The sequence below is a fragment of the Prevotella veroralis genome, assembly GCF_018127765.1.
Taxonomy (GTDB): domain Bacteria; phylum Bacteroidota; class Bacteroidia; order Bacteroidales; family Bacteroidaceae; genus Prevotella; species Prevotella veroralis.
In genome coordinates this window covers 1935173-1948120 of the sequence record NZ_CP072330.1, presented here as the reverse complement: position 1 = coordinate 1948120, position 12948 = coordinate 1935173, and the positions used below count along the sequence as shown (strand labels likewise).

Genomic DNA, 12948 nt, shown 5'->3' with positions numbered 1-12948 from the left:
TAGTTATGTTTTATGCGTTAGTTTCACGTGAAACGAGGTTCGTTTGTACGTGAGTTAGGCTATCTCCCCATGAGAACAAGTAGCACATTTATATCACTGGGACTTACTCCTGGGATACGACTTGCCTGTGCTAACGTCTCTGGTTGTATATGTTCAAGCTTTTGTCTACATTCTGTTGATAGGTCATGTAGCTCACTATATTTGAAGTGACCTTTAATCTTTATATCTTCTAAACGGTGCATCTTCTCAGCAAAAACACGCTCTCTATCAATGTAGCCTTTGTACTTTAATTTGATTTCTGCAGCCTCGGCAATTTCCTCCTTGCGGTTAGGTGTAGTCTCGATAACCTCTTTAAGATTTGGCATAACAGCCGAAAGGTTCTCGAAGTTGACCTGTGGTCGAGCAACAAGGTCGGTTATCTTTGTTGAACCTTTTATAGGAGATGTTCCTAATTGTACTAGGAAATCATTTACCTCTGTAGGTTTAACGGATGTTGTGTTACAGTAGTTAAGGATGCGATCAATATTCTCCTTCTTCTGAATCCACCAATCATAGCGATCACGTTTGGCAATACCTATATTATATGCACGCTCTGTCAATCGTGCATCTGCATCGTCTTGACGTAATAAAATACGATATTCTGCACGTGAGGTAAACATACGATAAGGTTCATCAACTCCCTTTGTTGTTAGGTCATCAATAAGAACTCCGATGTAACTTTCGTCTCTCTTCATAATGAAAGGATCCTTCCCTGTGCAGAGTAGGGCAGCGTTAATACCAGCAACAATGCCTTGTCCGCCAGCTTCTTCATATCCTGTGGTTCCGTTGACTTGTCCTGCAAAGAACAAACCATCAATGATTTTTGATTCAAGTGAGTGTTTCAACTGTGTTGGATCAAAGTAGTCATACTCGATGGCATAGCCCGGACGATAGATCTTAGCGTCTCGTAAGGCTGGAATCTTGTGTATTGCTGATAGTTGAATGTCCCAAGGCATACTTGAAGAAAAGCCATTTAAGTACATTTCATTTGTATCCGTTCCCTCTGGTTCGAGGAAGAGTGGATGGCTATCTTTGTCTGGGAAGGTCACAAGTTTCGTCTCTATCGAAGGACAATAACGTGGACCAGTACTCTGAATCTGCCCATTGAAGAGGGGAGACTCTGCCAATCCGCTACGCAAGACATCGTGTACTTCTTCGTTCGTGTTACATGTCCAGCATGGTAATTGTGGTAGATGTCGATATTGACCATGGTAAGAAAACTGGTGATAATCGCTTTCTCCAGGTTGTGGTTCCATCTCTTCAAAGTGTACGGAACGACGGTCTATGCGCACTGGAGTTCCGGTCTTCATACGTGCCGACCGAATACCATGGCGTGTAATACTCTCTGTAAAGTTGTGAACAGCGGGTTCTGCACATCGTCCACCTTCCACTTTTCGCTTACCAATGTGCATGAGTCCGTTGAGGAAAGTACCAGCGGTGATAATAACTGTGCGTGCATATAAGTCTATTCCCCATATTGTCTTGATACCCAGAACTTTATTGTTATCAACAAGTAGTTCGTCTGCTTGATCTTGAAAGATATCAAGGTTGTCTGTATGGTCAAGTCTCGTGCGCCATTCCCAGATAAATTTACCACGGTCACACTGCGCTCTTGGACTCCATACAGCTGGTCCTTTTGATCGATTCAGCATACGGAATTGAATCGCTGTAGCATCGGTTACCAGTCCCATGTAGCCCCCAAGAGCATCTATCTCTCTGACTATCTGCCCCTTAGCAATACCTCCGATTGCTGGATTACAGCTCATCTGACCAATCTTATTCATATCCATTGTTATCAAACAAGTCATTGCACCCATGTTGGCAGCTGCTGTAGCAGCCTCACAACCTGCGTGTCCACCGCCGATAACAAGTACGTCATACTTGAATTTCATCGTCTTTTTACAAAAGTATAGGGGCGCAATACCCCTAATTTATATCGTCACAAAATTAAGAAATAAATTCGAATTATATCTATATTATGGATAGAAAAGTTCCTTTCTAATTCCCCTCTCTTTTAATTCATCAGCCACGCTATACCTAAACCAATGTTACTGTATTGTGGTTAAAGTATGCCTTATCTGCGAAAAACAATGTCGTTTCGCTATCTGTCTTACGGCTAATAGCAATTCTTTCCATTCCTTTTTATTGCCGTGTTAACGTCCCACACATATCGTGCTGACACCCCACACAAGTGTTGCTAATGCTCCACACCTTAATAAGAAGAGTGTGATATAGAAGAAAGTAATTAAACGTTTAAAAAGAAGCCAATGCTTTATTGTTATGGAGACATACGTTCTTTGTTTATCAAGATAATGTGTAACTTTGCATGTTCGGAGATAATAACAAACAAATGGAACTAAGTAATAAGACAGAAGAAAGCAACGAAGAACGCACAGCCTTAGGTATTCTGCTCACGATAAGTTTTTGTCATCTCTTAGATGACACAATGCACTCAATGCTTCCGGCTATCTATCCGATGTTGAAAAGTGAGTTTGGATTATCCTTCTTTCAGGTGGGTATCATAACGTTAGTACTACAGTTAACCTCCTCCATCATACAACCCTTCGTCGGACTCTATGCTGACAAGCATCATGGTTGGTGGCAGTTGCCTGTGAGTATGGTGTTCACGCTCATCGGAATCTTTATGCTTTCGTATGCCGATAGTTTCCTTGTCATCTTAGTCTCTGTGTCGTTGTTTGGCTTAGGCTCTTCTATCTTCCATCCGCAAGGATCGCAAGTAGCGCAGCAAGCCTCTGGTGGTCGCAATGGTTTAGCACAAAGTATTTTCCAAGTAGGAGGCAATGGCGGTTTCGCTGCAGGTCCATTGTTTGCAGCATTGATAGTGATACCAGTCGGTCTGAGTGGTGTGCGCTGGTTTGCTTTTGCAGCCCTTCTTTTAGCTGTAATACTGGTTTATATAGGGAAGTGGCACGTAAAACAACTGAAAGTTGTGCGTAAACGGAGTAGGGCACGATGGACTACTGCAAAGAGTTATACGCGTCATCAGATCTATGGATTTGTCTTTATCCTCTTCGTATTGATGTTCTCTAAGAACTTTTATACAGAGAGTATGGTCAGCTATTTCACCTTCTTTCTGATCGAGAAGTTCGAAGTTTCTATTCAAACTTCCCAACTTTGCCTGTTTGTTTTCTTAGCAGCAGAGGTCATCGGAACGCTTCTTGGAGGCTGGATAGGCGACCGCTACGGGCGTAAATACGTGATATGGTTCTCTATCTTTGGTGCAGCACCATTTACAATCATGCTCCCTTACGTGGGTAGTCTTGCTGGAACGATTATCTTGTCGGCTATCATTGGTCTCATCATAGCGTCAGCTTTCTCAGCAATACTGGTCTATGCGACTGACCTTATGCCCAATCATATCGGTACGATAGCCGGTATCTTCTATGGACTCTCGTTCGGTCTTGGTGGTATTGGAAGTACTTTTTTTGGTTGGTTAGCCGATCAGACGAGTATTCTCTTTGTCTTTAAAGTAAGTACCTTACTCCCGTTATTAGGTATTATAGCCGTCTATTTGCCAAAGATGAAGCGTGAGTAAGCCAGTAGCCATCAAGAGATCTCACTCCATTTCTACGTTTCCTGTCATTTCTGTCATCCTTTTGTTGCTTATAAAAAGCTGTCTGTAAGTAGTTTATGCAAAATGTTAAAAGTGACAGCAACTTACTTTAAAAATAAATTAGGGATATTAGGTGCTGTAGAGATGAAGGTATAATCAATTTCAAATAGTTCTGTTATGGAACTAAAATACATGATAATATCAGTCAATATAGCAATCGAATAAACAAGTATCAGTGCCAAGATAACTACATCAAACCCACTACAATAACTAACTCTCATGCCCTTCTATTCCCTTCAAATAGCGTGTAATCTAATGTGATGAGCGTTATTTACGATGATACAAGCCCTTTTATTCCAATTAATTCCTTATCTTTGTAGCATAAATCAAATATATTACGTAATAACATTCATACATGCTTGTCCGTGTTGATAGAGGGCAGGCAGGAATCTAAACATTAAAAACCTACATGATTAAAAAGAAACTTTTAGTTACGTTTGCAGTAGGGCTATGTGCCTTAACTGCGGCTCATGCGCAGGATAATGAGTTCGATTTAGGTAGTCAGCGTTCGGAGATTCAGTTGGTAAATCCCGTTCCTGGCAATCGGATTGACCATCACGGACTCGTTATTAATCCAACTCCTCGTTCGTTGAAGATGATGAATGGTGAGACAATCGACGTCAGTAATGGTGTTCAACTCATCAATCCTGTTACGAACAAGAAGGTCAAGAGCATTGATTATCAGCCCGACCTCAACTTCATTCCATTGGTTAAGAAGGGGCTACCTCTGCGTATCGAGTTAGTGAAAAATACTGCCCAATTCACAAAGGATATGGCTGGTGTAGCTGCAACTAATGGTGCTTACGTGTTGAAGATAACTAAGAATGGAATCAACATACAGGCTGAGAATGACTTAGGAGTGTTCTATGCCATCCAGACCTTGCGCCAGATGATGGAGAGCCCAGCCGTTGAGATGGGTAAAAAACTACCTTGTTTGGAGATTACCGACAGTCCCGTTTTCCCTTACCGTGGCGTTGTTGAGGGCTTTTATGGTACACCATGGTCACACGCTGTGCGCCTTTCTTTGATTGATTTCTATGGCAAATACAAGCTCAATACCTATATCTATGGTCCGAAGGACGACCCTTATCACAGCTCACCTAACTGGCGTTTGCCTTATCCTGAACGTGAACAAAAGAACATCAAAGAGCTTGTTGATGCTTGTAAACGGAATCGTGTAGACTTCGTTTGGGCTATTCATCCGGGCAAGGATATTAAGTGGAACGAGGAAGATTATCAGAATCTTGTGCATAAGTTCGACCTTATGTATGCGGATGGTGTGCGTTCGTTCGCTATCTTCTTCGATGATATTGAGGGCGAAGGAACCAATCCTAACAAGCAAGTTGAGCTTTTAAACCGCTTGACTAAGGAGTTTGTAAAGGCGAAGGGCGACGTTTCCCCATTGATAATCTGCCCTACAGACTACTCCAAACTATGGGCAAAACCAGGTGAGGATGGCCCGTTGAGCATTTATGGAAAGACCCTTGATCCATCCGTGAGAGTGTTCTGGACAGGCGATGTAGTGTGCAGTGACGTTACAAAGAGCACCCTTGACTGGGTAAACAGCCGTATCAAACGACCCGCATTCTTCTGGTGGAACTATGCAGTTACCGACTATGTGCGCAACTTAATACTGCAAGGTCCGGTCTACGGATTGGACACCTCGCTCACAGCTAATGATATGTGCGGGCTCGTCAGCAACCCAATGGAACACGGCGAAGCCTCTAAGTTGTCCCTATATAGCGTTGCCGACTACACGTGGAATCCGTCTGCTTATAATGCAATAGATAGTTGGGAACGTGGATTAGAGGTCATGATGCCACACGCAAAGGCTGCTTATCGCACCTTCGCCATCCATTCTGCCGATACAGAAACGGGCTATCGTCGTGACGAATCATGGGAGACTGAACCCTTCCGATTGGCTGATTACTCCAAAGAAAAGCGTGATAAGCTCTATCAAGAGTTCCAACGTGTGGCAGAGGCACCAGCTACTATAGAGGCAGGATGCACCGATTCGCTATTGCTCAAAGAGTTGAAACCATGGCTTGTAGAGTTTGGTAAGCTCGGAGAAAGGGGTAAGAAGGCTATCGAACTCATGGATCTCTATCGTTCAGGTGACGCTGGAAAGTTCTGGAAAGCGTATGTGAATAGTGGTATGACTGCGGCAGATAAGCAGGCATACGAGGCTCATAAGTCGGGAACAATGAAGTTACAACCCTTCTACGAGCACGCTATGTCCGACTTAGGCGATGCTTTTTACGAGCAGCAATCAGGTCAGAAAGCATTTACCTTGCGTGGGATTGGCTCTTACAAAAGCCTTAGTACTACCCAAAGTAAATTGATGTTAGATGGTGACAGCATCACTTTCTACACCTCAGGAGAGAGCCAGAAGGCTGGAGACTGGATGGGTGTCGCCCTCCCAGAACCTATGTCTTTGCGTGAGATACACGTACTTCAAGGTAGAAACTCTAAGGATGATTGCGACTTCTACGACCATGCAGCGTTGGAGTATTCCGTTGATGGCAAGACCTGGAAGCCGCTTTTGACCGACTTGCACAACCAGTATGACATCCAGTGGAAGTCTGATAGTCCTATTGAAGCACGCTTTATTCGTTTGCGTCGACTCGATTCTGATCGTAAGAACTGGGCTTCCATTCGTTCGTTCGTAGTCACTCCTGTGGGGGCTGCTGATACAGCAACTGATGCGCTCCAGTTGGCGTTCGACCATCGTCCAGAGACTTCTTTCCATAGCACAGGCAGCCTTTCTTTTGAGGTTCCGAGCGGTATTACGGCTTACACCTTCCTACTTTCATTGCCAACGAACGAAGCTGTTTGCTTGCGACAATACGACAAGCGCGGTCGCTTGAAGGCGGAGATAAAGACCAACGAGCCGTTCTTCACCGCTAAAGTTGATAAGAAGGTGACCCGTATGGAATTAGTTGGTAAGGCTGATGTCTACGAGATTATACCTAAGAAATAAGTTCATTCTTTATACGTTTTATCGCCCTTCTGCGATAGAACTAAAGCCAAAAACAGGGATACACAAGCGTGTATCCCTGTTTTGTTGATGATATTCTCCCTTGCTTAAAGCCTATCGTTCTCTATGAGTTCAGCACATTCCAGATTATTACAAAAGGCTTGTAATGATTCTCCAAGTGCTTTGTAATGGTTCTCCAAAGCACTTGTAATAATCTGGAATGATATTTTCTGTTATTTTAAAAACGTTCTTTGTCCAAAGAAAAGACGAGAGAGTCCAATCTTATCCATCACCCACGTGATGGCAAAAGAGCCCGTTATGGCAAAGAGAACGCTTATGAGAAGGAACAACATGCCCGTTGGCTCTATCTTAATCAGTAGGTTTTGATAGTACTTGGCAAGCATGGTGAAGATGGGAGAAAATAGCAATAAGGGGAAGGTGTTGCGCCCAACAAAGAGCATGATACGGCGTAATTGCGTTGGAATTCGTAGGCGATAGAGCCACAATAACGTACTGATTACAAGATAAACGATACATATTCCGCCGTATGAAGCACGATTATAATTGTTGACATCAAGGCTAATTATGATCAAGAGAATTATGATCCACCATTGAGTTGGGAAACTTTTGCGGAAGTCTCCAACCCCTTGTCGGATGATGACACCGCCTAGGAAGTAGGCTGCATTAGCCACTGAAAGGAGTTGACAACCATGGGATAGGAGCCAAAGAAACAAGGTTAAGAGGATAGTTCGACCTATCCAGAGTTGTTGAGGCTGGTTAAGAGTGTTGATGAAGTTTGCTATTTTACCCTTTTTAGAGCCTTCTCTCGGCTTTAAATCCATATTGGTTGTATCTGTACCACTCGTCTTGAAAACTCGTCCTGACGGCGTTTTAAATGCCAAATAATAGGACAATCCACATAGAATTAACGTGTGTAAGTACCAATAAGGACCTATTGGATGTAGGAAGATATGGTCTAAGAGGATGGCAGGCGTTAGATGATTGATGTGTTCCCGAATGGGTAGGAGCGCCGCCATTAACGTGTAACTCGATTCCATAATGGCGTAAGGAATGAATATCCAAAGAAGCGTTTTGCCCAAAGCCGACCATGATTTGCGCACGTTAAAGAGGTAACCAGAGACTAAGAGAAAGCCTGGCATGTGAAAAGTATATACATATTGCTTAGCAACGGGATAGGTGTTACCGATGTAAACAAGGTGGAATGCAATCATTAAAGTTATGAAAACGCATTTGAGGAAGTCGAGTTCTTCCACCCTGGGCTTGGCTTTGTGTAATTGAATTATCATTTGCGCAAAGTTATGAAAAAGGTTGAGAATGACAAAGAAGAGCGTCGGTTTTCCTGTAAGAGAGGGTTTTCTTGTGGTTTTATACGGTATGAAGAGAAGGGCAGTTGTTGCTTTGTTTGAGGATAGATAAAAGGAAAGTGGATGTGTAGAAACCCTTGTTTTGACGCATCCACCTAATTTGTTTGTATGTGTTCAATAGACTTTATCGCCTATAGAAACGCATGAAATTTACTTTACTTGATATGCTCTTCCGAGTGAAGCATGTGCTCTGGAGATAGAATCGCATCCAACTTCTCCTTAGAAAGAATATTGTGTTTGAGGACGAGATCATAAACAGAACCACCTGTTTCGAGGGCTTCCTTGGCAATCTTTGTGCTGTTCTTGTAACCGATGTAAGGGTTCAGAGCGGTTACAATACCTATAGAATGCTTCACCATCTCTAGGCATCTTTCCTTGTTAACTGTTATGCCATCGATACACTTCTCACGTAGTGTGTCCATTGCATTAGGCAACCATGTGAGGTCTTCAATGAGGCATTCTGTGATGATAGGTTCCATGACGTTCAACTGGAGCTGACCTGCTTCTGCTGCAATCATAATGGTTGTGTCGTTGCCAATCACCTTGAAGCAAGTCTGGTTAGTGACCTCTGGAATGACTGGATTCACCTTTCCTGGCATGATACTTGAGCCTGGAGCCATAGGTGGGAGATTGATCTCGTTCAATCCACAACGTGGACCAGAAGCAAGCAAGCGGAGGTCGTTGCAGATCTTAGATAACTTAACTGCTAGACGCTTCAAAGCGCTTGAGTAACTAACATAAGCACCAGTGTCTGGGGTTGCTTCTACCAAGTCTGAGCCAGCAACAAACTGATACCCGGTTAGCTCTGAGAGCTTTTCTGCACAGATCTTAGGGAATCCTGGGGCAGCGTTCAAGCCTGTTCCTATGGCAGTACCACCCATGTTGATCTCATGTAAAAGGGCTGCATTGCGGTTGAGATTAGCGACTTCCTCCTCTAGAGTGTTTGCGAAGGCGTTGAACTCCTGACCGCTAGTCATAGGCACAGCGTCCTGTAGTTGGGTGCGACCCATCTTGATGATGTTCTTAAACTCATTGCCTTTTTTGCGGAAGGCATTGATCAAATGGTTTAGAGACTCAATCAGTTTGCTATTGAGAAGGATGAGAGTTAGACGTATGGTAGTAGGGTAGACGTCATTAGTTGATTGACCACAATTAGCGTGATCATTCGGTGCGCAGTATTGGAACTCGCCCTTCTTATGACCCATAACTTCGCATGCGCGGTTCGCAATCACTTCATTGGCATTCATGTTAACAGACGTTCCTGCACCACCTTGTACCATATCAGTAACGAAGTTCTCATGCAACTTCCCACCAATAATCTCTCGACATGCTTGAGCCATCGCATCGGCTACTTCGTTGCTAATCTCACCTAATTGTCGGTTCGTCTCAACGGCTGCTAGCTTCACATAAGCTATTGCTGTGACATAGTCGGGATAGTCACACATGCGCTTACGTGATATGTGATAGTTGTTGATGGCACGCTGTGTTTGTACACCATAGTACGCCTCTTCTGGTATTTGAAGTTCACCTAGAAGGTCACTCTCAATACGAAATTTCTTTTCTTCCATTGCTTAATTAATATTTTGTTTAGTATTATTTAGTATGCTTTGATACGATATATTAGTATGCTTTAATGCGATACATGAACCCAAGTTCAATGCGGTTTGTATTGTAGTTACTCAATCCGCTGAGTTCAGTAAAGCGTACCTTCTTATCTATATAAGCGAGGAACACACGTAGATCTTGGCTCTTGATAGGGTAGTATTCAACGCTTCCTACATAGCCATAACTCTTGCGGTAATCCTTCAAAGAAGGGATATTTTTGGCATTGACAGTCTCATACATGCCCTTAACCATTAGGTTCCAACGTGGTGTGAATTGCCAGTTTATTTTCGTAACAAAGGTGTTGTAATGCACACCAGCAGCCCACACGTTATTGCTATAGACGTTTGGACTGGCTGTTTGCATATCCTTTGAGGCGATACCAGAACGGTCGACTCCATCCGACGAACCTACATAATCGAAGTAACATTGTAGCTTCTCTAAGTTCAATCTCTGCCCAAGTATGACCATACGACTATACTTCTTACGTGCTTCCCCTTGTATTCCACATGCCCAGCGAGTCTGTAGTTTGTCACCAAAGAAGCTACCATTCCAGTTGACGATATAGGTTAATGGATGGCGGGAGGGCTTTAGCGGTTTCAGATTTAAGCCATTCCCATCCTCATACATGGCGTTTTCACCATAGATATCAGCGAACTTATTACTATGAGAGTTAGATACCTCAAAGGCAAACTCCTGCGTTGGAGTAGGGGTGTAAGCCACTGTCACACCAGCAACAAAGATGTCCATCTGCGAGAGAAAATCGGAGTATTGATAGATAAACAGCGGATTTTCATCATATTCGAAGCCTCCCCATATCTGCCCCATCTTACCTAATTCAACCCTCCAAGCGTCCGATACCTTATAACCAAGCATCATTAAGTCGGTCGCTTTAGCAAAGTTATCCTCGCTGGTAGCACCATTCGACTTGTTTAAATGGTGTCGGAAGCGGTAGTAGAGTTGGTCTGTTAGATGACCTTTAACCTCTATTCTTAGTTGTCTGTTGGCAAAGTGTGAACTCCAATCTTTGCTTGCGTCTTGGTCAAGTTGCGCGCTTGCAGCATAGTTGAAGTACACATTAAACTTGTCATTAGACTTCTTTAGCTTCACAACCTCCTCTGCTAATGATTTGAATTGGTCATCATTAGCACCGTAGCCAGTGTTGTCTTGCGCGGTTGCTCCCAACGACAAAGCCAAGAGCAAGGCGCAAAGTAAGGTCTTTTTCACGCTTCTTAGTTTCATTATAGATAGTTTCTTCTCCCACACGAGCACCTATGGAATAAGTGTCAAGGTAGATTTTAGTTCTGCAATTACTACTATTATAACCCTATCAGAACCATTGTTTTCTGTGTATAGAATTGTTTTCACAAATGTAGGAAAAATATCCATACATACAGAGAAGGGGGCGAACAAAAGTCAAGGAATTAACAATCTTTAGTATCACAAAGTAATCTGTCGAAGCCAACAAGGCGTTTTTCCTATGGTAAAAGTTACATTATGACAGGTCTGTCCTTCTGTTTCCTCGTGGAGAGATGAGGTTCGATGAGCGGCATTCGGAGTATTAATTCGTTACATGGATATGCCAATTTATTCCCTATAAAGTCGATAGACTCGATGAAAGCAGTTGGTTGATTCTTCGTTACTTAGCATGTAATAAGCATCTAAGGAAAATGACAAAATAATATTAAAAACCTATTCGTCTTCAGAAATAAATGCTACTTTTGTCCATAGTATGAGATTAATAACAAAACTTTTCACGCTTTTGTCGCTGTTTGCCTTTGCATCGGCAGCAATGGCACAAGACCATATCAACCCCGAAGACCGACCTGTTGACATGGATTCACCGACGTTTGTTCCGATGGTACACATCGGTAAAGCGAAGGTAGGAAGCGATAGTATTCAATACGTAAGGACAAGTAATGTGTATGTATTTCCGCCTATGGAGTTCAAAAACAAGTCTCAGGAGATGGCTTATAACCGCTTGGTTTATAACATAAAGAAGGTTCTTCCCATCGCTAAAGAGTGCCATCAGATCATCCTCGAGACGGGTGCTTACCTCGAAACTATCCCTACGAAGAAGGAAAGAGATGCGCACATGAAACGTGTGGAAAAGGAGATTTGGAATACATATAAGCCTCGCATGAAGAAGTTAACATTCACTCAAGGCAAGTTACTCATCAAACTCATTGACCGCGAATGTAACTCTACTTCCTACGAATTAGTGCAAGCTTTCCTTGGTCCCGTTCGTGCTGGTTTCTATCAAGCGTTCGCTTGGGCGTTTGGAAGTAGCCTAAAGAAGCGTTACGATCCACAAGGAGCTGATCGCCTTGTAGAGCGTATTGTACTGCAAGTTGAGGCTGGTCAATTATAGTGGCAAGCCTTAACTATTACCCTGAAAACACTTAGCAATACTGCAAAAGAGGCTTATCAAACTTGGAAAATAAACTAAAAAGTGGTGATGAATAGGTTAAAATACTAATAAAAATAATCTATTTTTTCAGATACGAAAAGGTCTTTTGCAGGATAGATAGGCGTTAGCAGTTGTTTAAAGAAGCCCCTTTTAAAAGAAAGAGAAGAGTAGGTGGTGTAAAGGCTAAGGCTTTCTAAAAGGAGAAAAGGGAGTTGGGAGGAAAGGAAAAAGGTTGTTTCAATGCGATAACCAATCGGTTAACATGCGTTGAAACAACCTTTCTCATTATAAGAATAAGACACTCTCATTGCCTTGATTAAATAGCAAGTCGAGGATACTCAAGTTCGGTTGGAATCCGTACTTATGCTGGTAAACCTGATAGTAAGTACATGGCTTGAACTCGTCATCACGCCCCGGATGCTTCGGGCGAATCGTTTCTCGGAAATCAATCACGCCCTCCGAGGGTTCCAGCTCATAGCTATCTGTACGCCTCATACAGGGCATTATGTCGATAAGTTCGCACATCTTCAACGTGATCTCCCAGTTGAAATCATAGAGAAAGTCCCACTTTCGTTCAAAGAAAGGGCGTATATCGTCCTCGTAATACTCGAAGAATGGACTTTCCCCATAGGCTGATTGCAACGCATACCAGTGCTGATGACGCCAGTTGGCATGGTCGCTTATGCGCACATCTCTCATCTCGCACTTCGCTCCCTCAAACTTCTCCACAGGGATGGAGAGCGTTTGTAGTCCGTTGGTGACTGCTATCACGCATCTATTTCGATAGGTTTGCTTCACGAAATGGTCGTGTTGCTCTATCAAACAAGTATCGTATCTATTCAGCTTCTGATACCATTGAACGGGACCAAAGTAGGTTGATGAAAGAAGTGCAGACGCCATT

The 12948-nt window shown here is 43.1% G+C and carries 8 protein-coding genes; 3 read left to right on the top strand and 5 right to left on the bottom strand.

Going from position 1 to position 12948, the window contains the following annotated elements; translation table 11 throughout:
* Nucleotides 1-59: 59 nt before the first annotated feature.
* Complete coding sequence (gene mnmG / locus J5A55_RS08135) at nucleotides 60-1931, bottom strand: tRNA uridine-5-carboxymethylaminomethyl(34) synthesis enzyme MnmG (protein ID WP_004383039.1); 1872 nt, start codon at nucleotides 1929-1931, stop codon at nucleotides 60-62.
* Nucleotides 1932-2365: 434 nt separating this feature from the next.
* Here mnmG and J5A55_RS08130 point away from each other — a divergent pair, with 434 nt between their 5' ends.
* Both J5A55_RS08130 and J5A55_RS08125 read left to right on the top strand, forming a co-directional pair.
* A complete protein-coding gene (locus J5A55_RS08130; protein ID WP_004383038.1) occupies nucleotides 2366-3595 on the top strand; it encodes an MFS transporter in 1230 nt (409 codons plus the stop codon).
* 487 nt (nucleotides 3596-4082) lie between these two features.
* Nucleotides 4083-6653, top strand: a complete 2571-nt coding sequence (locus J5A55_RS08125; RefSeq protein WP_004383036.1) for a beta-N-acetylglucosaminidase domain-containing protein — start codon at nucleotides 4083-4085, stop codon at nucleotides 6651-6653.
* Nucleotides 6654-6883: 230 nt separating this feature from the next.
* Here J5A55_RS08125 and J5A55_RS08120 read toward each other — a convergent pair whose 3' ends face one another.
* The 3 genes from J5A55_RS08120 to J5A55_RS08110 all read right to left on the bottom strand — a co-directional run bounded on the left by J5A55_RS08120 (nucleotide 6884) and on the right by J5A55_RS08110 (nucleotide 10864).
* Nucleotides 6884-7957 (bottom strand): acyltransferase family protein, encoded by a 1074-nt coding sequence (locus tag J5A55_RS08120; RefSeq protein WP_004383035.1) that lies wholly within the window; start codon nucleotides 7955-7957, stop codon nucleotides 6884-6886.
* Between the two features lie 233 nt (nucleotides 7958-8190).
* Nucleotides 8191-9603: an aspartate ammonia-lyase gene (gene aspA, locus J5A55_RS08115; protein ID WP_004383033.1), complete on the bottom strand. Its 1413-nt coding sequence runs from the start codon at nucleotides 9601-9603 to the stop codon at nucleotides 8191-8193.
* Between the two features lie 52 nt (nucleotides 9604-9655).
* The gene (locus J5A55_RS08110; RefSeq protein ID WP_039851294.1) at nucleotides 9656-10864 is read right to left on the bottom strand and encodes a porin; all 1209 of its coding nucleotides are present in this window, start codon (nucleotides 10862-10864) and stop codon (nucleotides 9656-9658) included.
* Between the two features lie 505 nt (nucleotides 10865-11369).
* On the opposite strand from J5A55_RS08110, the gene J5A55_RS08105 reads away from it, so the two are divergent.
* Complete coding sequence (locus J5A55_RS08105) at nucleotides 11370-12008, top strand: DUF4294 domain-containing protein (RefSeq protein WP_004383031.1); 639 nt, start codon at nucleotides 11370-11372, stop codon at nucleotides 12006-12008.
* A gap of 324 nt (nucleotides 12009-12332) precedes the next feature.
* Here the strand turns inward: J5A55_RS08105 and J5A55_RS08100 are convergent, their stop codons facing one another.
* Nucleotides 12333-12947: a WbqC family protein gene (locus tag J5A55_RS08100; protein WP_004383030.1), complete on the bottom strand. Its 615-nt coding sequence runs from the start codon at nucleotides 12945-12947 to the stop codon at nucleotides 12333-12335.
* Nucleotide 12948: the final 1 nt, after the last annotated feature.

Excerpts from the sequence above, each read along its gene's own strand:
- mnmG (WP_004383039.1), bottom strand. The coding sequence starts at position 1,931 with ATGAAATTCAAGTATGACGTACTTGTTATCGGCGGTGGACACGCAGGT.
- J5A55_RS08130 (WP_004383038.1), top strand. The coding sequence starts at position 2,366 with ATGTTCGGAGATAATAACAAACAAATGGAACTAAGTAATAAGACAGAA.
- J5A55_RS08125 (WP_004383036.1), top strand. The coding sequence starts at position 4,083 with ATGATTAAAAAGAAACTTTTAGTTACGTTTGCAGTAGGGCTATGTGCC.
- J5A55_RS08120 (WP_004383035.1), bottom strand. The coding sequence starts at position 7,957 with ATGATAATTCAATTACACAAAGCCAAGCCCAGGGTGGAAGAACTCGAC.
- aspA (WP_004383033.1), bottom strand. The coding sequence starts at position 9,603 with ATGGAAGAAAAGAAATTTCGTATTGAGAGTGACCTTCTAGGTGAACTT.
- J5A55_RS08105 (WP_004383031.1), top strand. The coding sequence starts at position 11,370 with ATGAGATTAATAACAAAACTTTTCACGCTTTTGTCGCTGTTTGCCTTT.
- J5A55_RS08100 (WP_004383030.1), bottom strand. The coding sequence starts at position 12,947 with ATGGCGTCTGCACTTCTTTCATCAACCTACTTTGGTCCCGTTCAATGG.